The organism is Gilliamella sp. B2772 (assembly GCF_026536985.1).
Taxonomy (GTDB): Bacteria; Pseudomonadota; Gammaproteobacteria; order Enterobacterales; family Orbaceae; genus Gilliamella; species Gilliamella apicola_E.
In genome coordinates this window covers 569,089-592,691 of the sequence record NZ_JAFNNB010000001.1, presented here as the reverse complement: position 1 = coordinate 592,691, position 23,603 = coordinate 569,089, and the positions used below count along the sequence as shown (strand labels likewise).

Here is a 23,603-nt window from a genome sequence, read left to right as displayed (position 1 = left end):
GAGGAATGTATGACAATCGGAGATCGAGTAAAACAAAAACGAATAGAGAAAAATATTAGCCAATCGCTTTTAGCTGATTTGGTGGGTATGAAACAACAGTCTATTAGCGATATAGAATCAGGAAATATAGAGAAGCCAAGAAATATTGTGGAAATAGCCAAGGCTTTAAATTGTTCAGTTGAATGGCTCTATTATGGCAAAAAAGATTAGCGAGATGAATATGCAAATAACAAACCCAAAATCACAACAAGAGCGCGTTATAGCGGTTTGTTCTGATGGTCAATATCGAACATTAGAAGCAATTCAACACGAGATTAAACAAAGGTTTGATCAGTTTGATACAACACCAGCTATAAGCGCTAGGCTACGAGAAAACAGCGCTTTATTTAGATATGGATTTGTAAAAGAAAAACGCCGAACTTTCAACTTAAAAACAGGGAAGGCTTGCTACTATTACAGGCTAACGAGAGTTACTCATGAGTAAATTTATAGCTAATTCGTTTCAAATTCCAAATGCTGTTGTTGATGAATTGATGGCTAATATGTCACCAAATGCGTTGCGTTGTTATTTATTAATAACTCGTAAAACTACTGGTTGGGGTAAAGAGAGCGATCGTATAAGCACATCTCAATTCATGCAAAAACTAGGCATAAAAGACAAAAGAACGGTTTATTCAGCACTATCTGAATTAGTAGAATTAAATCTAATAAACGCCATAAAAAATAATGGTGAAATAACCGAATATTCACTCGTTTTGGATGAGCCAGAACCAGTAGCAATAAATGCAGGTACAAAAAATGCTACTGGTAGCAATAAATGCACTGAACCAGTGACAAAAAATGTACCTGCCACCAGTAGCAAAAAATGTACCTCTACAAAAGACAATATAAAAAACAATATTACAAAAGAAAATAATATCGATTTTGATTTAGTCATGGATGCGTACAACGATGCTGTAGAAAACAGGTTGCCTCAAATCCAGAAAATGACTACTGCACGAAAAAACGCAGTGAAGAAACTACTCAAGGAGTTTGAACAACCAACATTCCAAAACTTGGCAAATTATTTTTATGATTTTGTTGAACAGGCGAAACCATTTTATTTTGGCGAGAACGACAGAAAGTGGCGAGCTGATTTTGATTATATCGTTAAACCTAAAACACATTTAAAACTTGTGGAGGGCACGCTATGAACATAGTTCCTCATGATTTGCTCGCAGAGCAGGCGGTTCTTGGCTCAATGATGTTGGATTTTGGTTCAGAACGTTGCCAGTTGGCGATTAAAAAATTAAAAACAGATTCATTCTACAACCATCAGCACCAAATTATTTTCGCTGAAATGATTGAGCTAAGCCAAAGAAATCAGCCGATAGATTTAATTACTTTGTCAGACAGCATGGAGCAAAAGGGAACCCTAAAAGATTGCGGTGGTTTAGCGTATCTTGCTGAGCTGTCCAAAAACACACCAACCATGACCAACATTATTGCTTATGCTGGTATTGTTCGTGACAAAGCAATTGAGCGTTTTACGTTAAAAAAATTAAACGACTGTAGCGCGATGATTTTTGAAAAATCAACATTATCAACTAGCGATAAATTATCAGCTATTCAATCGCTATTTACACAAATTGATGACTACAACAAGACGGGAAAATCGTTAGGGCTTAAATCGCTATCAACCATTGCCAACAAATGGACAGAAACTCTAGATAAACGATTAGCAAATGCAGATAGTGCGCGTGGGTTGTCAACTGGAATTAAAGCACTAGATAAAAAATTATCACCAAAAGGATTGGTCCGAGGTTCATTATTTGTTGTTGGCGCTCGCCCCAAAATGGGTAAAACCACATTTGAAATTAACATGGCTCGCCATTGCGCAATGCATGACAATTTGCCAGTTTTGATGTTCTCACTAGAAATGCAAGATGAGCAAATGCTGGAAAATATTTTGGCTCAAGAGTCATGTGTCAATAGCGATATTTTCTACGATGGGGCATTGGGAACGGATGGCGGTGCGGAATTTTCGAGGGTTATGCTTCATCTAAATGAGCTAACAAAAACTAATAACATCTACATTGATGATACCCCAGCTATTACCTTGTCACATATACGCTCAGAATCTCGTCGAATGGCACGAGAGCGAGGACAGATAGGTATGATTATGGTCGATTATTTGACACTAATGGGAAAAGAAAAAATCGGTGATGACCAACGAAACGATTTGATATACGGAGCCATTACAAAGGGTTTAAAAGCGCTGGCTAAAGAACTGAATTGTGTTGTTGTTCTGTTAACTCAGTTAAACCGAAACCTAGAATCACGAGCAGATAAGCGCCCAATACCTAGTGATAGTCGTGATACAGGGCAGATCGAACAGGATTGCGATTACTGGTTAGGGATTTATCGTGACGCTGTTTACAACGAAAGTGCCGATAAAAACTTGATGGAAATAAACGTAGCTTTAAATCGTCACGGTGCAGGTAATTTCACAGTATATGCAGGAATTAGTAATGGTCGTATTTATGAAGTTGATCAAGCCGAATCATACACTAAAGCACGCCCTGAGCCAGTGAAAAAAGAACGCAGATATGCGCAAGCTAGTTAATCACTGCTCACAGGGAGACTATCACATGCTAGACAAAATGGCATATGACTATGTTACAGCGCTGAGAAAACGAGGGGCAAACGTAGCAAAAATTAAACATGAACTAGTCGAACAAGTTAAAAAATATTCGGAAGAAGAAAAGGAAAATTTAAGAGGATTGATACAAAAATGGCTTACAAAATAACAGCAGAAATTAAAAAAGGGTGGCAAAGTTGGGGATCAATTGTGTTAAAACGTGATTCTAAGATAACTGAAAAATCATTAATTAAAACGCTATCTACGGTTCAAACACCATTCGGTAAGTCTAAAGTTGATGTGCAGGTGCGTAATTTTGCGTGTGAGAGGGTTTAGAGATGATTAAAAAAATTCGATTAACTCATGAAGTCGCACGTAACACAGCTATAAATTTTATTAATCAATTACCAGTTGATAGCGAACATCCGTTAAGAATAGTGATTGATGAAGAAAAGCGAACATTAGCACAAAATCGAATGATGTGGGTTGTTTTAAACGATATTGCAAAACAAGTTGAATGGAACGGAGAAAAACTGACAGCAGAAGAATGGAAACATTTAATCACAGCCAATTTACATGGTCAGAAATGTGTAAAAGGGATTCAAGGAGGATTGGTCTTTATGGGGCTATCAACTCGTAAAATGAACAAAAAAGAATTTGCTGATGTGGTTATCTGTGCAGAGCAATTTGGAGCAGAAAATGGTGTTAGATTTAGCTCAGATGCGCAGGAGGCAATACGACTAGCTGAGCAATACAAAGACCAGTTATCAAAGGTGGCATGATGAACGACACATTGAAAACAATTGATGAATGCATAGAAGAAGCCGAGCAACTATTGGCATGGCTATACGAACAACGTAGAGAATACATAAATCAGCATAATTTAAATAAGGTTAACGATGAGCAAACTAACTAAGGAAGCAAAAGGGCGAGAATGCCAAGTGCGCTTACCGTGCTGTAATCATAATCCTGAAACTACTGTATTAGCGCATTATCGTTTAGCTGGTACGTGCGGTGTAGGTATGAAACCTAACGATTTACAAGGCGCATGGGCGTGTTCAAGTTGCCATGATGAAATCGACCGTAGAACACGAATATTTGAAAATGAATTTGTCAGATTAGCACATGCAGAGGGAGTTATGAAAACACAAAACATTTTAATAAAAGATGGAAAAATAAAGCTGTGATTCATTTGATTTTACCATACCCGCCAACCGTAAATCATTATTGGGGAACGGTGGGAAAACGAAGATATATTAAAGCCGACGGCATTAAATTTCGAAACGCAGTTATAGCTATTGTTTTACAGAATAAAGCTAATAAAAAGTTAGCTGATAGGGTAATGATAAATATTAAGGCTTACATGCCAGATAAAAGAAAACGAGACCTAGACAATATAAATAAAGCCATTTTTGATGCGTTAATTCATAGCAATGTCATCTTAGATGATGAACAAATCGATTTACTGCATAGCGAAAGAAAAGAAGTTGTCAAAGGCGGAAGAATTGAGTTGTCTATAAGTAAATTGGGGGTGTGATGAGAGAAACCAAAGATATTTTGACTGCATGGAAAAATACCCGTGTTCTTAAGCGAATGGGCACAGAGTATCCGTCTAAATCCGCAGGTATTGAAGGTGCGCCCCGTGATTTTGATTATCGTCAATACTTAACGGAAGATGAGGCGCAGATTGTTGATAATGCGGTATTGAGGCTTAAAGCTGATAATGTTGAGCATTGGTCTATTTTAACTGCTTTTTATCTTCGAGAAATCTCTTGTAGTAAACAAGCGCGAATACTGGGTAAGCAAACCTCTGAAATCACAAAAATATTATTGGCGGCAGAGTGCTTTATACGAGGTCATATTATTGAATTGTTTCCAAAAGTGGCATAGTTGATTTAGTAGATGAAATTTCATACCATGAATTCAAATTTTAAAAGGATTGATGGTATGAAAAAGATTGCATTGTTTGGATTAATTGGATTTATTTTAACTGGCTGTGGTGAGAAAAAAGTCACTGAAGAAATGCTTATTGGGGATTGGAGGTGCAATTTTAAGGAGCAAGTTGCTAAGTGGAAAAATGGATTATTCCAAGATTATGCTCCGCCAATTGATCATGAAACATCATTAGTTACATATCTAAAAGTAGATAATGATCTTTTTGTAAAATCGCCTAATAGCTTTAGAAAAATAAAACAATATGTCAACAAAATGGATGGAAGTTTTGAATATTCTATAGGTGATATGAAAACAGTTGGATTCAATAAGTTGGAATATATATCAGACGATGAGTTTAAGTCGATTTCCGAGATTATAATAACGCAGAATAAGTCAGAAGATAATGAGAAAACTAAAAACATAATGCATTGTACTAGAATAAAATAATTGACTGCCAAAAAAAGTTTACCGCCTAGTAGGTGGTTTAGAAAACAAAACACTTGACTGTTTAAACGTTTAAACGGATAATATGCCTATAATGCGGTTCAGAACGCATAAAATATAAAGCTCGCATTTGCGAGCTTTTTTATTAACTCAATAACTCAGCTAATCTATATTACATTTTGGAATATATTTTATATTTGCTGAATCTAATACTTTTTTTCTGTACTTTTCTGCATTTGTTAATTGTTCTAATAATGCATTAAGTGTTTTTTCAGTAAACCCAATCTTATTATATATTGATGATTCAGCAAAGATTACTAAAGAGTTATTAAAATAAGTATGAAAATTTATAATATTTTCCGCGTCTTGTAATTTTAATAATCTGATTTTATCTAAATTAGATTTGTAGACAGATGGTAAATTTAATACGGAGTCAGGAGTAATTAATCTATTTTCCAAAGGATTTGTATTATTAAAATCTTTTATTTTTTTCTTTACTGTTTGAATTCGCTCGCAGATTATATCAGAACCATGATAGTCTTTTATTTCAACTGCAAATAGCTTTAGCCATTTTTCGGCTTCATCTGCCTGTTGCCATTTCGGAATGTGATATGTGATTATTATTGTTGTAATAGCTGATATTAAAGCACCAATAATAGCAGCGCCCAATGTTTTTAAATAATCGCTTTTCATTATATTTCTCCTTATACATTTTAAAGCCTCAATTAAGAGGCTTTTTTACTAAAGTGTTTTTGTACATTAAGATCGCTTCTTCAATGATCTTACTTTGTGATTTTTCAGTCTTGGCACTTAATTCTATTATTAAGTCGATAATCTCAATAGGCAATTTGTATCCTTTTGATTTTACGCCACGTTTTTCATCACTTTTCTTTTGAATTACAGCTCTTGGTAATGCCATATAATCACCTTGATTTCTTATACTATAGTTGTTATATTTAAGGTCATCGGCGAGGCTTTCGCCCCGCCTTTGATACTACTTAGAAAGCCGGAAAACTTAAAAGTAGTAGAAGAAATATGATTAAATACTTCATTTTCTTCTCCTTAAGCCCCCATCGAAAGCTGGGGGGTTGCTTTATCAACTCCCTGTTGATGTTTATAATTGTAGTCGCACCTACCCTTAAAGTCAACATTATTTATTAAAAAAATTGAATATTTCACATAGTTTTCTACATTATTTTTGTTATCATTAGGTATAATTGTCCTAAAGGTAATGAATATGAAAAAAATATTATTAATTCTCTTAATTATTCCTTGTATTGTTTTTGCTGCGGATAAACAGAAATTACCAGACCAAGAATTAAAAGAAAAAATTATTGGTAAATGGAATATGTATGAAATTGGTTATGAAGCTAATATTGTCACATTTTACGATAATGGGACAGTTACTTTAAAGTCGTATATTTGTGATAATGATGCAAAAAAAGCATTATATAATGGCGAAACTATTAAACAATATAAAATAGAAGATGGAATTATATACATAGGGCAATTATCAATTAAAGATGGATTCGTTAGTAAGCTAAAAGTAGAGAACATAGAAAATTCCGCATTAAAGCTTATCTATGACATGCCAGGTTATTCTTACAATAAAATAGAAATTAATTACCTTAATACTACCAATAAAGATACTTTGCCTTTTTGTAAATATTACAAAGAAAATCCTTTTAGTAATCAGATTGATGTGCAAAAACTTCAAGCCAATTTGAATTTATTACAGGATAATATAATAGAAACCTTTAAAAAAATAATTCCTAAGGATCTAGATGAATATTCTATATTGCAAGATGTTTATAAAAAAAATAATGAATTATTCTTTAAAATAAGCGTGAAAAAATATACAAAAGATAACTTTAGTGATGAAATACTTAAAGCTTTATTAAAAGTATCAGCAGTTGATAAATATTGTAATATAGATGAATCAAAACCTAAAATACTCCAACAATTAAAAATGATATTTCCTAATGGAGTGTCTTATATATATTCTATTGAAGATGAAAAGCCGTTTGTAATTCATATGGATAAGAGCAGTTGCCCAAAACAATAAAATATATTAGTCTGAGTTAAGAAATTAGAATTTTTTTTCATAAATGGACTTATAAAAAAGATAGAAAAATTTCAGCCTCGTAACGAAATCCGTGGAGTCATAGTTCGTACTTATTTCTATATATCAGATAAATACAATGTGAATTTATCTGATTCTGAGCACAAACTAATAGAACAAATTCAGGGTAACGATAATAAGTTCGTTACTCAACAATGTAATTAAGCCGACGAAAGTCGGTTTTTTTATGCATTTTTTACAATCAGCATTAACACACATCAAAACACTATATTTCCGCTGATTGTATTTTTTATTATCAATATTGAGTATTCACTCATCACAGAATCGGTAGCAATGCTAGACACACACATAACTAAACATTAGCTAGTACGCTACCTCTCATTTAATAAGAAGATTTAAACATGCCGATAAAAGACCCTAACAACGTCAATTGGACAGTTGTTGTTTATTTATTTTTCGTCACTTTGCTTGGTTCTCTATCAAGTTATTGCTATCAGTTTCTAAATGGCAATAAATTCAATATCTGGGTGTTATTTGCGCAAATATTTATATCGATATTTGCTGGAACGCTTGTTGTATTAGCCGCAAGTTATTTTAATTGGGACTTTGAGTTAGCAGGAGGTATAGCTGGCTTAGCTGGATGGTCAGGTGCGGCTCTAATCAAGGCATTAGAAGAACGATTAATAAGAAAAGCTAAAGGAGACGATTAATGAAATTAACTGAACATTTCACGCTAGAAGAATTTACACGTTCATTAACTGCTAGTCGTTTAAAAATTGATAATTCAGTACCGGCCGACCTAATGCCTAATGTGCAATTAACAGCTATTAAACTGGAGTTTGTAAGGCAGGCACTAGGTAAGCCAATTAACATTACATCAGGTTATCGTTGCCCAGTATTAAATGCACGTGTTGGTGGAGTGTCAACTAGCGCACACACGAAAGGATTAGCGGTAGATTTCCATTCACCGTATGGTACCCCTAAAGAAATATGTCAACGCTTAATCGATGCTGGTGTTCAGTTCGATAAACTCATTCAAGAATACAACCAGTGGGTACATATCGGCTTTAGTCCTAATAATAACCGTCAAATAGTACTCACTGCTGTTAAGCAGGGCGGTAAAACTATTTATAAGAGCGGTTTGCTATGAGTAAAGAAAAGTTATTAAGCATAGCATTAATTATTGTCGGTTTTGTTTTCTTTATTTATTTGGGCTACAACAATTATCAGGAGAAAAAGCGGTTAAAAGAAGCTAATGCCGAGCTAACTAATCAAATTAACCAGCTAGAGCAAACCATATCTAGAAACAACCAAATCATCGCAGATAACGAATTATCAAAACGTGAACTAGAAAAACAATCACTAGAACGGCAGGAGCAAATTAATGAGCAACTCAAAGATAATGATTGTGCTAAGCAGTTTGTGCCTATGCCTGTTTCTACAAGCTTGTACAACCGAGCGAAAGGTATACGTGAATCGACCGATACCAGCCAATCTATTAAGTGACTGTTTACCAAATTTACCACCTAATCCCATGACTTTTGGCGATAGCTTACGATATAACGAGCATTTATTAAATGTCATTGAGAAGTGTAATGCAGATAAAAGGGCTATCAAACAAATTGCTAATAAATAAAAGCTCGTCGGCTGAGTGTTAGCGCGACTAAATGAAAAATCGCTCAGCCAATTTTAAATAATTATTCGCTTTTACCGCATAAAGTATAAAAAATCACGAGCAGCTATAAAGAATAACTGCATATTTAATCAGTTACACTTAGAAATGACACTAACTCTAAGTTATAGTTATTCTTTGAATGGTAATGGTATAATAAATCATCTTATTGTTTGGATGGTTGTTTATGAAAAAAATATTATATTGCTTTATATTAACTTTATTCCCTTTTATTGTATTTGCAGATAACGCTAAAAAAGATGATTGGATAAATCCATATCTTATAAAAGGTTATATTTCTTACAATGATTTTAATAATTTTATATCCTCTAAAGACGAGAGAGCTCAATCATTTGGTACAGCTTATTTGTCTGGGATTGTTAATACATTTAATTGGGAAAATATAGCACGTGAACAAAAAGGATTACCTAAAATTTATTGTGCGAAATCGGCATTACAATTACTTGAAGTTAAAAAGTTGATGAACCAATATGCAAACTTATTTAATGGTGATCCAATCAAGAAATTTGGTGATGAGGATTTATATTTTTTTGTTAGACTTACAGTGAGATATTATCATCCATGCCCTGAAGAAAATAAGTAAAGCAATACATAATAGAATCCACAAGAACCGCTTAATTGCGGTTTTTTTGTACCTATTTTTTTTGAAACATCACAAACCCAATTCAACTTTTAATTAATCATAATTACCCCTGACTTGTAAAACCGATATCTACAAGTCGAATAAATTTAAATCATTTTTCAATCAATCATAATGCCAACACACGGCAATTCACAATAACAAGAGATCGCTTAGGAATGAGTTTTAGAGGGCGCCAGATGGTTTTCATGGTTACCTCTCTTGGACTGGTTCCCTGTGTGACTAAAACTCATTTCTAATGGAGAACACTATGAATATTACAATTTTAAATACTGCAATAAAACAAGATAAGAAAGGGCTATTTTGTATCAATGATATACATAAAGCGGCTGGAGGTAAAAATAAGCACAAACCAAGTTACTGGCTTTCAAATCAACTCACGAAAGAACTTATAGCGGAAATATCAAGCGATGGCGGAATTCCGCTATCGGTCGTTAGAGGTGGTTTAAATCAGGGTACATATGTATGCAAAGAATTAGTTTATGCTTATGCTATGTGGATTAATGCAAGGTTTCATCTTTATGTAATTCGAACCTTTGATGAAGTAATCGAGCAAGATTTTCAACGACAACGATTAAGAGAATTGGCAAAAGTTGAATATAAGCCAATGACTGATGCAATAAAATTTGAGAAGGAGCATCAAGGCAAAGAAGTTAAGTATTACCACTTTAGTAATGAAGCTGATTTAATCAACCGTATAGCTTTAGGGATGACATCAGCGAAATTTAAAGTATTTCACGAAATTGGAAAAACAGAATCAATTCGAGATTATTTAACTCCGTGCCAAATTAAATGCATTACTGACCTTCAAAGAGCTAATACAACATTTATTCAATTAGGTATGGAGTTTGAAGATCGAAAAGTTAAGCTAATGGAGCTATTCAAACGAAACCATATTATTTCATTGTTTGATGAACAACATCATATAGCCGCCTAGTGCGGTATTTATTGTTGGAGAAAATTATGACAAAGGGCGAAAAGAAAAAAATAGGTCGCCCAAGTGAGTTAGCCGAATGTTTAGTCAAGGCTAAAGAGTATTTGCTTGGGGATTATGAAACATTTGGCGATGTAGTTCCAAGTGTGGCTGGGTTGGCTTGTTATTTAGGTAAACACCGCTCAACAATGTATGACTACGCTGAGCAAAGCAGTGAGTTTTCCGACATATTAGAAAGCGTTAAAACAGTTCAAGAAAATAAGTTACTTAACAAAGGTTTAACAGGTGAATTTAATTCAAATATTGTCAAGCTTATGTTGGGTAAGCATGGCTACACCGATAAGCAAGAAGTAGACCAAACTGTCACAAACAAATTGGACATATCAAAGATGACCACCGATGACATCATAAAAGAGTTAAAAGCCAATGGTTACAGCGAACATGAAATCAATAGAATTGTTGCTGGAACTGAGGATAAGAAAGGCTAGAAAATCATTTCTTACTTATCGCCAGTTGATCAACAAGAATTTAAAAGTCAATTGGTGGGTAAAGGAAGTATGTGAAGAGTTAGAGAAATTTTATTATGATTTTGTTAATGGGTTAAAACCTAAGTTAGTTATTCAGGCACCACCTCAGCACGGTAAATCAGTTGCAATCATTGATTTTATATCATGGGTTGCTGGGCATAACCCAGACTGTAAAACAATATACGCTTCATTTTCAGAACGATTAGGCATTAAAGCTAACTTAAAACTACAACGCATCTACGACAACCCCACTTACCAAAAGATATTTCCTGACACAAAAATATCAAATAAAAACGCCGTTACTATTTCATCTCAGACATTAAGAAATCGAGAAATCATCGAGTATATTGATCGCGATGGTTATTTCAGAAATACTACTGTGCGCGGTTCTATTACAGGCGAATCATTAGATTTAGGTGTTATTGATGACCCATTAAAAGGGCGACAAGATGCAAATAGCTTAACTGTTCGTAACTCAACATGGGATTGGTTCACCGATGATTTTTTGACGCGATTTAGTGAAGATGGTGCATTATTGGCAATACTTACGCGCTGGCATATTGATGACCCAATAGGTCGATTAATTGCCGCAGATAAGACAGTCAAAGTATTAAGTTATCCAGCTATAGCTATTAAGGATGACAAGCACAGAAAAACAGGTGAAGCGCTATTCCCAGAGCATAAAAGTATTGATTTTCTACTTGCTCGAAAGAAAGTGATGCCAGCCGCTAACTTTGAAGCGCTATATCAGCAAAACCCATACATTACTGACGGTGGAATATTCAAAACCGAATGGTTCAAATCATATCGCGTATTACCTAAGCTTAAATTTACAGTTATCACGGTTGATACAGCCCAAAAAACGAAAGAGCAAAACGATTATTCGGTATTTGCGCTTTGGGGGCAAGGTGAAGACGGTAATGCGTATTTAATTGATATATTGCGCGGTAAATGGGAATCGCCCGACTTAATCAAAATGGCTAAAGCTTTCTGGTATAAGCACGTTCCTACTTTCAACATTCGGTCAATGAATGTAGAAGATAAAGTAAGCGGAACAACACTAATTCAAACGCTATCTAAATCAGTTGACCCCGTTATACCGATTAAAGCCGTTCAACGTAACATTGACAAAATTACGCGCGCTAATGATGTTGCACCATTCATCGAAAGTGGCAGGGTTTATTTACCGGAAAAAGCGGAGTGGTTAAATGATTTTATTGTTGAACATGCACAATTCCCGAACGGGGCGCATGATGATCAGGTAGATACAACGTCGGATGGTTTGAATATTATTTTTGGGAAATTTATTATTGATATCTGGGATGTTTTATGACAAAAATTAACTATCTTACGGATTCATTAGAAAGCCTGTACACATCACTTGGTAACAAAAATGATTCAGTGAGATATTCGAATAAGAAAATATCTGACAGGCAATTATTGAATATGTATAGCAGTTCGTGGCTAACTGGTAAATACATTGACAAAACAGCAGATGACATGCTTAAACTGCCAAGGGTGTTTAGCGGTGATTATGATGAAAACCTGCTAAAACTCGTTATCGAGAAAGAAAATCGATTAAAGCTAAACGAGATAAAAGAGAAATTTTTGGCGTTTAGCTCATTGCTCGGTGATGCGTTAATTGTCGCTATTACTGATACTGATGATTTGTCGCAACCGCTATCGGATATCGAAGATATTCAACGTTTCATTGTGTTAACAAAGGGTGAGTTCACCCCTGATAGCGATATCGATGATAATTTAACGTCGGCTAATTTTGGCAAGCCACTTTACTACACAATCGGGAAAAATGACAATGTTCATCATTCACGTTGCCACAGATTAAAGTTAGGTAAATCAAAACTGACAGATAGAAATCAATTTGGTATATCGGATTTACAAAACAAATACAATGCTATTCGGTTGTTTGATACGACAATTACATGTATTGGCGATATTATTCAGGACAGCAATGTTGATGTGTTGTTTATCCCTGATTTGATTGCAAAAGTGGCTCAAGGCAAAGAGGATGATATCAGAAAGTTCATCAATCTAATCAATCATACTAAATCGTCAATGAATGCTATTGCGTTAGATGCGGGTAATAGTGAGGCTCAAGGTCGTTGGGAGCAAAAAACAGCTACATACGCTGGGTTGTCGGAAGTTCTAACTAAGTTGATAACGGTTACCGCAGGGGCTTTAGATAGACCGATTACAGTGCTTTTTGGATTATCTGCAAGTGGCTTTTCAACTGGTGAGGAAGACTTAGAATCGTACCACGGAACAATTAACGCATTACAAGAAAGCCGATTGCGACCCGCACAAGAGTTTATCGATAAGTTTATTCTCGATAAAATGATGCCTAATCACGGATTAATGTTTGAATACCCCTCGATAAAAGTGGTTAACGAAGACAAAGAAGCTGCTAGAGTCGGTCAATTCGCGAGCGCTCTTTCTGCTTTAGTTACCGCTAATATCATTTCTGATAAAGTAGCACAAACTGAGCTAATAGCACGTAAACTCCTAATTAATACGACCGAGGAGGATTTGAAAGATGGAGATTTATTCTCTACTGAAGAGTTCGCTGTCGGGGCGTGATAGGTTTTTACCACCAACAACACCGAGTAAGCGCGCCGAGGTTTATTATCGTGAAGCATTAGCTGATTTTATTAGAACAATGGTAAATCGGATAACTATTGCGCTCAGTAAAAAAAATCTCGTCGATGCTGTAGCGATTAGTGATGATGATTATATCAATTCTCTAATTGAAGTTCTGGCGTCAATTGCTGGTGAGCGCATAGAAGAAAGGGCTAAATTATTGGCTACTCGATTCGTTAAAAAGGTTCATTATCAGAACAAAACGCAATTTACGAGGAACTTTAAAAATGCGTTTGATGTTGACCTTTCAAGTATCATCGAAAAAGAAATTTTAGGCGATACGTTATCTATCGCCATTCAACAAAATGTAGATTTAATCACTTCAATCAAAAACGATTTTATTAATGATATCGGCTCAAATGTTTTCACAAACTACAAAAAAGGCTTCAGGCATGGCGAGCTAATTAATGAAATTCGTGCCAGAGGCAATGTTTCATATTCTCGTGCAAAACTTATAGCGCGTGACCAGACAGCTAAAATTAACGCTGATTTTGAGGAAGAGCGAAACAAAAAATTAGGGTTTGATATCTACAAATGGAAAGGCACAGGTGACGCACGGGAGCGCGAATCGCATTTAGTTTTAAATAACATGTTATGCAAATATTCAGACCCGACAGTCTACTCAGATGACGAGGGTAAAACATGGAAAAAGCGCAAGTCAATTGGCGGGTATATCGGTAAATGTGGTGAGGATTATCAATGCCGATGCCTAGCCATTCCTTATATTAAATTCTAATCAAAATTACTAATTAAATGCTCTTAACTGAGTAGGAGTATTTACGTCTAAAAGAGGGCTTTATGGCTTGGGAAATAACACCGCAAGGGTATTTGAAAACAACCGCAAAAATCACTAAAAGCGGGGTTTTACAGTATTACGGGCATGAAATTGGATTAACAGACAGCAGAGCAAATAGGCTTGTTGATGTTAACCGCACAATTGAGGAGCTTAGTAAACCAGACACGCTCAAATCAATTAACGGTATGCCGATCACAATTACACACCCCGATAAAAAATCGGTTGATGCTAGTGATTGGAAAAATAAAACGGTTGGCCATGTTCAAAATCCGAGAGCAGAAGGCAATTACATTGTATGTGATGCATATATTCAAGATGCGTCAGCAATTGAGTTACTCAAAAACAAAGATATTCGCGAATTATCGGTTGGTTATGAACCATCTGATATTCAAGAAGTTAATGGAAAGTTTTATCACAAAAATATCCGAGTTAATCATATTGCAATCGTCGCAGAGGGTAGAGCTGGCTCAGATTGCAGACTAAATGACAGTAAACCAAAAACAACAGGAGCAAAATCAATGCCGAAGAAAAATAAATTACTCGCGCTAATAGATTCGTTTCGTAAGCGTTTAAATGATGCAGAGGGCGAATTATCAAGAGAGGAAATCAATAAACAAATTGATGAACTCATGGCGCAACTTAAGGAAGTGCAAGATAAAGAAGATGAGGAATCAAAAGCCAAGGCTGATGAGCTTCAAAAACAAATCGATGAGCTAAAAGCAAAGCTTGAAACTTTGAATGATGAAGAACCAACAATAGGTGAAGATGATAAAGATGCACAAATAGCATCGTTAACAGCAGAACTTGAACAGGTCAAAAAAGAGCGTGATGAATTGAAAGCACGAGTTGAAGAGCTGGAGGCTGAAAAAGACAAGGAAAACGTGATGAATGACGCCAAAGTCAGATTCCCAAAAGTTAAACTAAATGACGCTAAAAGCGGTCGTGATGTTCGTGTCGGTGTGTTAGTGGATCATGGCATTTACACAAAGGACCAAGCATCAAAATTAACAGATGCTGAAATCAGAGCAGCTTATGCTGGATTGGTAGCAACAAGCACGAAGAAGAACAAGGCTGTTTCACGTTTGCTTAATGACAGCAAAGGAGCGCAAACAAAATCAGCTAGCAAACGCTTAGGAGGTAAATAATATGGGGTACAGTTTTACAAGTTGGGATTCAGAACAAGGGACAATGCAACCTGGTTCTATTTACCGTGTATCTAGCTCAGACAGTAAAGTCTGGGGTGAAGAAAATTTAACTGGCAAAGATTTATTGTGCGGTACTTTCGTGGCAGTAAACGCTGAGGGAGGCATTAAAGCAATCGAATCTGCAAATGATTTAATCCACGGAATTATTGTTCGAGATATTTACGGTGACAAGCACCCAAATAATCGCCAAATTAACATCGGGCATTTTTCACATGGTGATTCTGTTGTTGCGTTAGCAGTAAATGACATTGAATTAAAGCGAGGCGAGCGTGTTTATATCGTACCAACGGGCGACGATGCAGGCAAAATCACAAATGTAGCAGAAAACAATATCGATTTAGGCTACTGGGTTGAGCGCGTAAGCAACGGCAATCACTGCGCGGCAATCACACTAGGTTATTCTCAATCGGTAAAAGCAGGAACCAGAGGAGTTAAGGCATAATGGCATATGAAAATGTAGATTATAGTGATGTTATCACAGAACAACTGTTAGAGCGTGATAAACAGTTACAAGAAAAAGAATTACCGGAAATTAACATTGGTGAAGCAATACCAATTACAGAGGGACTGGATTTCGCGACCGAAGAATGGGAATACGGCGTTACTGAAGTTCGTGGTTCTGTTAAAAATGGTGTGATTGGCATCAAAACAACATCGCTTGAAACTATTGATAGCACAATCGAATATAGGAAATCACCCGTAGTTCAATGGGCTAAAGGCTTGGTTTACACTCAGCAAGAAATAGAGAAAGCACAGAAATTAGGCATCAACTTACCAGCCAAGAAACAAAATGACTTGTACGCGAATGCTGTAGCAACAATTCAGTATGCTGGTTATGTTGGGCATGAACAAAAACTGGGTCAAGAGGGGTTATTAACAGGGTCGCAAGTTAATGTTTATAACGAAACATCAGGTAAAACATTAAAAGAAATGTCATCAGATGAGTTTGTTAAAATGATTCTAAGCGGATACGATGAAGTTTGGTCTCGTTCTAACTATACTATTCAACCAACGCATATCGCGATGGACGCAAAAGACTTTATGACAGCTATGCAGAAGTTCGACCCAAATCCTCAAATTTTAGGTACAGATTTACTACCAATTGCGGCCATGGACAGAGTTATGGCAGCGTTACGTAAAGCGTCGCAAAATGAGAGATTTAACATTAATTTCGTTAAGATTCCTGCGGAATATGCTAAACAGATTAATAAAAATAAATCTCGTTTAGCAATTTACTCTCATGACCAAGATTATCTTGAAATGAAAGTGCATATGCCAGAAATCTTAGAAGTGATGCGAAAAGATTTGCTCTCATATCAAAGTGGTTATCGCTCTGCGTTTACGGGCGCAATGTTTAAAGAGCCAAAATCCGCGCAGTATGTAGATTATAAATCCTGATAAATAGGGGTATTTATGAACTTTCGTGATGAATACCCCGAATTTTCAAAAGTCGATGACAGCACAATCAAGCATTTTTTAGAAAGCAGTGCGCTAGTTGTAAGTAAAAAAGCATGGGGTAAATTATATAACCTAGGTTTATTCGCTTACACGGCGCACAGGTTGGCTATCAAGGGCTTTTTAAATCGGGATTTAGACGATAACGTTATTTTCAACAATGGCGAAAACTTTAAATCAGTATCGAGCAAGTCCGCAGGCGGTTTATCAATCGGCTATACATCACAAAATACATCATCAGGCAATCCTAGCGACTACGATTTAACTTCAACTTGTTACGGTCAAGAGTATCTCCGTTTACGCCGTCTAATAACGCCAATTGGAGTTATTGGATGAGTGAATTAGAGATATGTAAAAGATTGAAAGCTGTGATAAAACGGGCCGAGCGATTAAACCGTATGCAGTTAGTTGTTGGTATACCAAGTGACGGAAAGCCACGTAAAAGCTCAGAAGAAGACACTAGCACGGATATAACCAATGCTGAGCTTGGAGTTATTCATGAGTTTGGTGTGCCTGAAAAAGGCATACCTGAGCGTTCATTTATGCGCTCTACTGCATCAGAAGAAACTGATAATTTAGGTAGATTAGCAAAAATTCAAATAGCGGAGTGCTTGAAAGGTGAAATATCTACACATGATGCGTTTGCGACTGTTGGCGCGTATTTGCAAGGCAAAATTGTTGAAAAAATTACTGATGGTGAATTTCAACCCAATACCCCTGAAACATTAAAAAGAAAGTTGACTCCAGTTAAAAATAAGAAAAAGAAGCGTGCCAAAGATGCTGATAAACCTCTTATCGACACTGGGCAACTAAGAGCATCAATAACTTACGAGGTCAGGGAAAAATGAAGCGTGAATTGATATCACAATTTTTAAGCGATCCGTTTTTTGCAACCAAAGTTAATTTTGAGTCACAGGGTAGCATTACATGCATTATTCAACCTGCCAGCAATGATGATTTGCAAATATTACCTGAGGGCGACAGATATAACCCAACGGTACGGGTATTTTCTCGTGCAAAACTCACTAACGGCATGATGTTTCAGCATCACGGCATGAGATTTCGCATAATTTCAGAATCAATATGGAGTGATTATGGCTATTACGACTGTCTTGCGACTCGATATGACGGAAGTCAGGCGCATGATAGCGGAGGTTTTGACGTTACCTGAGTCGTTAGTATTCGATGCTAATAATATTCAGGATGTTTCAAAGCTCGACAAATTCATCACAGTTTTAAATGCATATCAATCGGATATCGGCACTGAAGTTAAATTTAAAGGTGCTGAAGAAGAGACGGCGTCAACTCTCAGAGAGGTAACTATCTCTGTCAATGCCTACGGTAAAAATGCGTACGATATGCTGTGCAAACTCACTGAATCAATGAGATTTGCCTTTGTTTGGCAACGCTTAAAACGGCTAGGTATGGGATATTTAAAATGCTCGCAAATTCGTAGTCTACCAACGACTATCGCAGGCGGTAAGGAACAGCGTGCACAAGTCGATCTTATATTTTCAATTAATCCAATCGTCAAGGCTCAAGTAAACCGTGGCGATACAGTAAAATTTAATTTAGAGAAGGGGTAATAATGAGTTTACCAATCAGTCAAGTTGTAGATGTCACTCTGCAACAATCACCTCGTGGAGCACAAAAACGTGATTTGAGCGTGGTTGCTATCTTCACTCACGAAATGTGCGACGAGTTTACTAATCCAGATACACGATATATTGTTGTAACAGATGCCAACAGCGTAGCATCATTGTTCGGCACTAATTCAGATGTGTATCGTGCGGCATCTGCGTTATTTTCAGCACGGCCAAAACCAAAAACGGCAATCATTGCTAAATATATGCAAAATGGATTTACAGCTCCCACAATCAATTCAAAAATTAACGGTTCAGCATTAGCTGTTTCATACATTCAGTTTAAAAATATCACCGATGGTTACCTAACATTTTATTTCGGTGATGCAAAAATCGATGTTAAAGAACTGGATTTTTCGACTGTTTCAAGTATGCAAGATGTAGCAAATGTCATTAATACAAAACTAGCCGATATTGGCGTTAAATTTATTTATGACTTAGTCGGTAGTCGATTTATTTTATCATCTGAGACAGAAGGTAAAGGTGCTAATTTTGGTTACGTGTTTGATGCGCAATTAGACGGGACATATGTCGGTAGTATGACCAATCTAATCGACGGCAGAGGTACGCTAATTAACGGTGAGGATGCAATAACATACACCAGAGAAACACCAGCCGAAGCACTAAGTAAGTTACAAAATCAATATCAAAACTGGTACGGCGTCTATTTTGCTAACACAATCACAGATGCAGAATTGTTAGAGGCTCATGATTGGGTAGTGGCTCAAGGTGTTGAAAATGCAAAAGTCATGGCCTACACAGAAACACGGTTAGCTAACATTGAATATACTGATACAAACGTGCTTAAAACACTATCAAAACGCAATAGCGGTCGCTTAATGGTGCAGTATAACAACAAGGGAAACACTCACGCCTCGGCCGAATTAATGGGTATTGCCTTAACTACCGTTTGGACTGGTGTTAATACTGCTAAAACCGTTAAATTTAAGCAAGAAGTTAGTGTTACATCTGACGATAAAATCACAGTTAACGAAGCGACAAAATGCCGTCGTCTTGGTATTAATTACTATACCGATTATGCAGGTGTAAACATGCTGGCCGAGGGCGTTATGCTTGGCGGTACGTTTATTGATGAAACGACAGGCTTGGATGCTTTTATTAACGCAGTTCAGGTTCAAGCTTTCAATACATTACAGGGGCAACCGACTAAAATCCCGCAAACCGACCGAGGTCAGCAAATTTTAATCAGTTCAATCAAAGTGGTTGGCGAGCAATTTATTAATAACGGCTTCTTAGGATTGGGTAAATGGACATTGGGTGACTTAGGCGAACTGTCATATGGCGACCAAATCAATGGCTATTACTTCTATTCTGATTCATTTGATATGCAAGATACAGCAGATCGCGAAGCCCGCAAGATGATGCCAATTAACTGCGCACTTAAATTAGCTGGCGCAGGTCATAGCGTCGATATTATTGTTCAATTTAATCGATAAGGATTTTTATGTCTAAATCATTTTCTTTAGAAGATGCCGTTTTGACTATCGACGGCACGGAAATTACAGGCTACGAGAATGCACAAGATGCTATTAGTATCGCACCGATTGGCGACGACGGTGATATTACATATGGCATCAATGGCAAGGGCGTATTTGTTCACTCTTGCAATCGTGGCGCAACAGTAACTATTAAAACTTTACAGCATTCTGAAACTAACCAAAAACTAAATCAGTTACGCAATGCTCAAATTAACAATCCGACCACGGCGACGAGTAAATTAATTACGTACAAAGATTTGCGCAATGGCGATGAGTTTTTACTAACTGGTTGCTGGTTTACAACACCACCAACACACGCACGCGGAACGTCACACAACGGCGTAACATGGACATTTAAAGCAACTAAAGCAGAATTTGACATTAAAGGCGGTTTATAATGCAAAGCACAGATTTTACTATTGATGATGTGGTTTATACATTCACACAAGCAGATTTTTTCAAATCAAATAAATACCTAAAAAAATTAACGGCCCTACTTCAGGGCTGTTTTTCATTTGAAGGTAATAAATCGGGTTTTGACATTGGTCAACTAGCATCAAATATCGGTTCTGACCAATTTGCTGAAATAGAAAAATTCATTCTTGATTATGTTACTGCGATAGATGAGAACGGTAAAAAAATACTGTTTCAAAAACCGCAAGAAGCAGGCGAATTTTTCAATACACATCGAAGCCATTATTATCAAATCATTATTGAGGGAATAAAATTCCATTTTTTGGGTTTTTTACCAAGTGGTCTATTGTCCAATCTAAGTACGCTCAGCTTGGAGGAGATAGCGAAGAAAGCGATGTAGATTGGTTTGTGTGGGGTGTTATTGTAAATAAATACGCCTCACTCCATGAACTTCGGACCGTCTATTCTCTTGATGATGTTATTGATATGCATAATGTGATAGCTGAAATTAAACTAGCCGAAAAACAACAGCACGAGGCGCAATAATGGTTTTAGAGGAATTTTTGTTAAAAATAGGCGTTGACGCCTCAAAAGCTGGTGAAATTGCCGCCATTATCGCATTGCTACAGTCAGGTGCTGATACGCTATCAGATTCCGCTAATGAAATGCAGGATGGTCTAAATAAGATGATCCAGCAAACTCAGGAGTCAACGGAAGAGGCAGGTAAATCTGCTGAGGAAGCAAAATCAAAATTTAGCAAATTAAAACTTGTTCTTATCGGATTAACTGCGGTATCTGTACTGTACGGTAAAAAGATATTACGCGCGTTTAATAACGCAATTGACAAAGCTAAGGAATTGGCTACCAAAAAAGATGCGCTGTTCAAAATTTCACAAAAGGAGCTTAAACAAGCTGATCTCTATAAACGCGAAATGAGTAAAACAGGATTGGCACTTGATAGCATAAAAACTAAGATTGCGTTAAATCTCGCACCCGCACTGACTAATTTAATTGCTGGATTTCGTAATTGGCTGACAATAAATAAAGAACTTATTGCCAACGGCATTACTAAAATCATACAGGTCGTAGGGATGGTGATTCAGGTTTTTATGAATTACTACAGATTCCTTAATATGATTATCACAAACACTATAGGTTGGAAAAATGCAATTATTGCGCTTGGTATTGCTTGGGCAGTGCTCAATAGGGCTTTTTTATTTAGCCCACTGGGCATAATCCTAGGCTTATTAACTGCGCTAATGCTTTTGATTGATGACCTTATGGTCTACATGGAAGGTGGTGAAAGTCTCTTCGGTGAATACTGGCAACCATTCATTGATGGAGCTAAAGCCGCTTGGGAATTTGCTAAAACGTTTTGGGAATTTCTTAAGGCATTATGGTCTGGCGACACTAAAAAAATAAAATCATTATCAAAAAGCCTGTTTGATTCGATAGTAAACGGTTTTAAATCGCTAATATCGGGCGTTAAGTCGTTATTGTCAAAAGCACTTAAGAGCATATTAATGTTTTTTGGGATGTCAGAAGAAGGGGCAAGTAAAACGGTTGATAGAATTGGTAAAATTTTCAATTTTATTATTGATGTGCTTACTTTCCCGTTTCGCATGGCGTATCAGGCTATCTGCGCGATCATGGATTGGCTAGGCATTGATGCTGGTGATGTTGTTAACGCTATCGGAGAGACATTTAAGGCTATCATAAACTTTGTTACCGCACCTTTCAAAGCAGCTTGGAAATTAGTAAATGATTTATTTGACATTTGGGAGGATGACACTACCTCGACAACTGACAAGATAGGTAAAACGTTGTGGGCAATATGGGATTTCATCACATGGCCGTTTAAGTCTGCGTGGAAGTTTGTCAAGGGATTATTTGGAACTTGGATTGATGATGCAGGCAAAACTACACAAAATTTTGCTAAAACGTTTTCAAAAATTCATAAGTCAATTACAGCGCCATTTAAAAAGGCGATTAATTGGATAAAGGATAAATTTTATGGATTTATTAATTCAATTAAAAGCAAAATAAAAGGCGCATTATCGTGGTTAGGGATAGGAGGTGACGACGATAACGAGGTTGAAGTCACGACCAAGCGATTAGTTCGAGCCAAACTCAGCACAGACAATGCAAAATTTAGTAAGCTTACATCATCTAACAAAAATGTAAACAATAACAATGCAGTAACTATAAATAACACAATGAACGTCACGACTCCACAAGAGGGTTTTGATAGATTGAATAAAGTTTCTAAGAAAGAGATACGCAATTTAGCAGATAACACAAAAACAGCTTTGGGATCTAACTAATGTTTCAATCTATATTAAATAAATCATCAAAAGACAGCGGTTTGATAATTACCGAGAACACGGTATTTAGTCTCGATATTAATACTGTTGAACAACACGCATCAAAGCTGAGGGTAACTGAAAATCCGATTGAAAACGGGGCTAACATTGCAGACCATGCGGTATTAGACCCTAAAGAGGTGACTGTTTATGGTTTGGTCGTAGGATACGAAACTAATACATTTTCATTTGATAATTTATTGGGTTTCAATTTTTCAGATTATCCGCTACCAATGCCAATAAAAACAATAACGGCGCAGGCGGAGAGTATGGTAAATCGTTTTGCATCACACTTTAGAACAGGCGCAAAAGCAGTTAATCAAGTGGTAGCTGATTTTTTACCAGATTATCAATCACCACTTTTAAATAGTTTATCATCTAATCGCATCGCTGATGCACACGAAAAATTATTAGCAATACAGCGAAGTGGTGAGCCTGTAACGCTACAAACAAATACACGGCAGTATAAAAACATGATACTTACATCCGTTGGACTGACTCAAAAGCAAAATACAAGTGGCGAGTTTGTATTAACATTTCGTGAGATTTTTATTGTAGATACCCAGACAGCTAGCGGTTTAAATATACCAAAACCAAAAACAAGAAATCTGGGAAAAACTCAACCAAAAGAGGTTGCTGGTGAAGCAAAAAGAGCTGTTTTAGACAGAGTAGCAAAAATGTAAGTAATGATTTA

General features: G+C 36.4%; 37 protein-coding genes. 35 read left to right on the top strand and 2 right to left on the bottom strand.

Annotated elements, in window-relative coordinates; all coding sequences use genetic code 11:
- Positions 1-9 precede the first annotated feature (9 nt).
- The 12 genes from J3T98_RS02815 to J3T98_RS02760 are packed head-to-tail and all read left to right on the top strand — an operon-like array spanning position 10 to position 5,002.
- Positions 10-210, top strand: a complete 201-nt coding sequence (locus tag J3T98_RS02815) for a helix-turn-helix domain-containing protein (RefSeq protein ID WP_267362101.1) — start codon at positions 10-12, stop codon at positions 208-210.
- Positions 194-484 (top strand): hypothetical protein, encoded by a 291-nt coding sequence (locus J3T98_RS02810; protein WP_267362100.1) that lies wholly within the window; start codon positions 194-196, stop codon positions 482-484. Before J3T98_RS02815 ends, J3T98_RS02810 begins: the two co-directional genes overlap by 17 nt.
- Positions 477-1,193 (top strand): replication protein, encoded by a 717-nt coding sequence (locus J3T98_RS02805; RefSeq protein WP_267362099.1) that lies wholly within the window; start codon positions 477-479, stop codon positions 1,191-1,193. Before J3T98_RS02810 ends, J3T98_RS02805 begins: the two co-directional genes overlap by 8 nt.
- Positions 1,190-2,605, top strand: a complete 1,416-nt coding sequence (locus J3T98_RS02800; RefSeq protein WP_267362098.1) for a replicative DNA helicase — start codon at positions 1,190-1,192, stop codon at positions 2,603-2,605. Before J3T98_RS02805 ends, J3T98_RS02800 begins: the two co-directional genes overlap by 4 nt.
- A 25-nt stretch (positions 2,606-2,630) precedes the next feature.
- Positions 2,631-2,789 carry a hypothetical protein gene (locus tag J3T98_RS02795; RefSeq protein ID WP_267362097.1) on the top strand — a complete coding sequence of 53 codons (159 nt, stop codon included), beginning with the start codon at positions 2,631-2,633 and terminating at the stop codon, positions 2,787-2,789.
- Positions 2,774-2,956: a hypothetical protein gene (locus J3T98_RS02790; protein ID WP_267338467.1), complete on the top strand. Its 183-nt coding sequence runs from the start codon at positions 2,774-2,776 to the stop codon at positions 2,954-2,956. Before J3T98_RS02795 ends, J3T98_RS02790 begins: the two co-directional genes overlap by 16 nt.
- Before the next feature lie 2 nt (positions 2,957-2,958).
- Complete coding sequence (locus J3T98_RS02785) at positions 2,959-3,402, top strand: recombination protein NinB (protein WP_267362096.1); 444 nt, start codon at positions 2,959-2,961, stop codon at positions 3,400-3,402.
- Positions 3,402-3,536 carry a hypothetical protein gene (locus tag J3T98_RS02780; protein WP_267328496.1) on the top strand — a complete coding sequence of 45 codons (135 nt, stop codon included), beginning with the start codon at positions 3,402-3,404 and terminating at the stop codon, positions 3,534-3,536. The genes J3T98_RS02785 and J3T98_RS02780 overlap by 1 nt, the downstream gene beginning before the upstream one ends.
- Positions 3,520-3,807 carry a DUF1364 domain-containing protein gene (locus J3T98_RS02775; protein WP_267338087.1) on the top strand — a complete coding sequence of 96 codons (288 nt, stop codon included), beginning with the start codon at positions 3,520-3,522 and terminating at the stop codon, positions 3,805-3,807. The genes J3T98_RS02780 and J3T98_RS02775 overlap by 17 nt, the downstream gene beginning before the upstream one ends.
- The gene (locus J3T98_RS02770) at positions 3,804-4,157 is read left to right on the top strand and encodes a RusA family crossover junction endodeoxyribonuclease (protein ID WP_267362095.1); all 354 of its coding nucleotides are present in this window, start codon (positions 3,804-3,806) and stop codon (positions 4,155-4,157) included. Before J3T98_RS02775 ends, J3T98_RS02770 begins: the two co-directional genes overlap by 4 nt.
- Positions 4,157-4,510, top strand: a complete 354-nt coding sequence (locus J3T98_RS02765; RefSeq protein WP_267362094.1) for an antiterminator Q family protein — start codon at positions 4,157-4,159, stop codon at positions 4,508-4,510. The genes J3T98_RS02770 and J3T98_RS02765 overlap by 1 nt, the downstream gene beginning before the upstream one ends.
- Positions 4,511-4,567: 57 nt before the next feature.
- Positions 4,568-5,002 (top strand): hypothetical protein, encoded by a 435-nt coding sequence (locus tag J3T98_RS02760; protein WP_267362093.1) that lies wholly within the window; start codon positions 4,568-4,570, stop codon positions 5,000-5,002.
- 159 nt (positions 5,003-5,161) lie between these two features.
- Here the strand turns inward: J3T98_RS02760 and J3T98_RS02755 are convergent, their stop codons facing one another.
- Together J3T98_RS02755 and J3T98_RS02750 are read right to left on the bottom strand one after the other, a co-directional pair.
- Entirely contained in the window at positions 5,162-5,692 is a 531-nt protein-coding gene (locus tag J3T98_RS02755) for a hypothetical protein (protein WP_267338472.1), read from the bottom strand.
- Positions 5,693-5,720: 28 nt separating this feature from the next.
- Positions 5,721-5,918 carry a ribbon-helix-helix protein, CopG family gene (locus tag J3T98_RS02750; protein WP_267362092.1) on the bottom strand — a complete coding sequence of 66 codons (198 nt, stop codon included), beginning with the start codon at positions 5,916-5,918 and terminating at the stop codon, positions 5,721-5,723.
- Positions 5,919-6,236: 318 nt separating this feature from the next.
- Between J3T98_RS02750 and J3T98_RS02745 the strand changes: the two genes are divergently transcribed.
- The 23 genes from J3T98_RS02745 (at position 6,237) to J3T98_RS02635 (ending at position 23,592) form a co-directional block, all read left to right on the top strand.
- Positions 6,237-7,064: a hypothetical protein gene (locus J3T98_RS02745; protein WP_267338474.1), complete on the top strand. Its 828-nt coding sequence runs from the start codon at positions 6,237-6,239 to the stop codon at positions 7,062-7,064.
- Positions 7,065-7,483: 419 nt separating this feature from the next.
- The gene (locus J3T98_RS02740; RefSeq protein WP_065563004.1) at positions 7,484-7,792 is read left to right on the top strand and encodes a phage holin family protein; all 309 of its coding nucleotides are present in this window, start codon (positions 7,484-7,486) and stop codon (positions 7,790-7,792) included.
- Positions 7,792-8,232 carry a D-Ala-D-Ala carboxypeptidase family metallohydrolase gene (locus tag J3T98_RS02735; RefSeq protein ID WP_267362091.1) on the top strand — a complete coding sequence of 147 codons (441 nt, stop codon included), beginning with the start codon at positions 7,792-7,794 and terminating at the stop codon, positions 8,230-8,232. Before J3T98_RS02740 ends, J3T98_RS02735 begins: the two co-directional genes overlap by 1 nt.
- On the top strand, positions 8,229-8,588 hold the full coding sequence (locus J3T98_RS02730) for a hypothetical protein (RefSeq protein ID WP_267362090.1): 360 nt from the start codon (positions 8,229-8,231) through the stop codon (positions 8,586-8,588). The genes J3T98_RS02735 and J3T98_RS02730 overlap by 4 nt, the downstream gene beginning before the upstream one ends.
- 353 nt (positions 8,589-8,941) lie before the next feature.
- Positions 8,942-9,358 carry a hypothetical protein gene (locus J3T98_RS02725; protein WP_267362089.1) on the top strand — a complete coding sequence of 139 codons (417 nt, stop codon included), beginning with the start codon at positions 8,942-8,944 and terminating at the stop codon, positions 9,356-9,358.
- Positions 9,359-9,665: 307 nt separating this feature from the next.
- A complete protein-coding gene (locus tag J3T98_RS02720; RefSeq protein ID WP_267362088.1) occupies positions 9,666-10,352 on the top strand; it encodes a KilA-N domain-containing protein in 687 nt (228 codons plus the stop codon).
- 26 nt (positions 10,353-10,378) lie between these two features.
- Positions 10,379-10,837 (top strand): DNA-packaging protein, encoded by a 459-nt coding sequence (locus tag J3T98_RS02715; protein ID WP_267362087.1) that lies wholly within the window; start codon positions 10,379-10,381, stop codon positions 10,835-10,837.
- Complete coding sequence (gene terL / locus J3T98_RS02710) at positions 10,791-12,209, top strand: phage terminase large subunit (RefSeq protein WP_267362086.1); 1,419 nt, start codon at positions 10,791-10,793, stop codon at positions 12,207-12,209. Before J3T98_RS02715 ends, terL begins: the two co-directional genes overlap by 47 nt.
- The gene (locus J3T98_RS02705) at positions 12,206-13,474 is read left to right on the top strand and encodes a DUF1073 domain-containing protein (RefSeq protein WP_267362085.1); all 1,269 of its coding nucleotides are present in this window, start codon (positions 12,206-12,208) and stop codon (positions 13,472-13,474) included. The genes terL and J3T98_RS02705 overlap by 4 nt, the downstream gene beginning before the upstream one ends.
- Entirely contained in the window at positions 13,431-14,270 is an 840-nt protein-coding gene (locus J3T98_RS02700) for a phage minor head protein (RefSeq protein WP_267362084.1), read from the top strand. The genes J3T98_RS02705 and J3T98_RS02700 overlap by 44 nt, the downstream gene beginning before the upstream one ends.
- Before the next feature lie 62 nt (positions 14,271-14,332).
- On the top strand, positions 14,333-15,475 hold the full coding sequence (locus tag J3T98_RS02695; protein ID WP_267362083.1) for a DUF2213 domain-containing protein: 1,143 nt from the start codon (positions 14,333-14,335) through the stop codon (positions 15,473-15,475).
- A 1-nt stretch (position 15,476) separates the two neighbouring features.
- Positions 15,477-15,977, top strand: a complete 501-nt coding sequence (locus J3T98_RS02690; RefSeq protein ID WP_267362082.1) for a structural cement protein Gp24 — start codon at positions 15,477-15,479, stop codon at positions 15,975-15,977.
- A complete protein-coding gene (locus J3T98_RS02685; protein ID WP_267362081.1) occupies positions 15,977-16,933 on the top strand; it encodes a major capsid family protein in 957 nt (318 codons plus the stop codon). The genes J3T98_RS02690 and J3T98_RS02685 overlap by 1 nt, the downstream gene beginning before the upstream one ends.
- A gap of 15 nt (positions 16,934-16,948) precedes the next feature.
- A complete protein-coding gene (locus J3T98_RS02680) occupies positions 16,949-17,326 on the top strand; it encodes a DUF4054 domain-containing protein (protein WP_267362080.1) in 378 nt (125 codons plus the stop codon).
- 32 nt (positions 17,327-17,358) lie between these two features.
- Positions 17,359-17,838, top strand: a complete 480-nt coding sequence (locus tag J3T98_RS02675; RefSeq protein WP_267362079.1) for a hypothetical protein — start codon at positions 17,359-17,361, stop codon at positions 17,836-17,838.
- Entirely contained in the window at positions 17,835-18,161 is a 327-nt protein-coding gene (locus tag J3T98_RS02670; RefSeq protein WP_065563018.1) for a hypothetical protein, read from the top strand. The genes J3T98_RS02675 and J3T98_RS02670 overlap by 4 nt, the downstream gene beginning before the upstream one ends.
- Positions 18,115-18,576: an LIC_12616 family protein gene (locus tag J3T98_RS02665; RefSeq protein WP_267362078.1), complete on the top strand. Its 462-nt coding sequence runs from the start codon at positions 18,115-18,117 to the stop codon at positions 18,574-18,576. Before J3T98_RS02670 ends, J3T98_RS02665 begins: the two co-directional genes overlap by 47 nt.
- A gap of 2 nt (positions 18,577-18,578) precedes the next feature.
- Entirely contained in the window at positions 18,579-20,090 is a 1,512-nt protein-coding gene (locus J3T98_RS02660; protein ID WP_267362077.1) for a DUF3383 domain-containing protein, read from the top strand.
- Between the two features lie 8 nt (positions 20,091-20,098).
- A complete protein-coding gene (locus J3T98_RS02655; RefSeq protein WP_267362076.1) occupies positions 20,099-20,530 on the top strand; it encodes a phage protein in 432 nt (143 codons plus the stop codon).
- A complete protein-coding gene (locus J3T98_RS02650) occupies positions 20,530-20,946 on the top strand; it encodes a phage tail assembly chaperone (protein ID WP_267362075.1) in 417 nt (138 codons plus the stop codon). The genes J3T98_RS02655 and J3T98_RS02650 overlap by 1 nt, the downstream gene beginning before the upstream one ends.
- Before the next feature lie 8 nt (positions 20,947-20,954).
- Complete coding sequence (locus J3T98_RS02645) at positions 20,955-21,092, top strand: hypothetical protein (RefSeq protein ID WP_267362074.1); 138 nt, start codon at positions 20,955-20,957, stop codon at positions 21,090-21,092.
- The gene (locus J3T98_RS02640) at positions 21,092-22,870 is read left to right on the top strand and encodes a phage tail protein (RefSeq protein WP_267362073.1); all 1,779 of its coding nucleotides are present in this window, start codon (positions 21,092-21,094) and stop codon (positions 22,868-22,870) included. The genes J3T98_RS02645 and J3T98_RS02640 overlap by 1 nt, the downstream gene beginning before the upstream one ends.
- Complete coding sequence (locus J3T98_RS02635) at positions 22,870-23,592, top strand: phage baseplate protein (RefSeq protein ID WP_267362072.1); 723 nt, start codon at positions 22,870-22,872, stop codon at positions 23,590-23,592. The genes J3T98_RS02640 and J3T98_RS02635 overlap by 1 nt, the downstream gene beginning before the upstream one ends.
- The last annotated feature ends 11 nt before the right edge of the window (positions 23,593-23,603 follow it).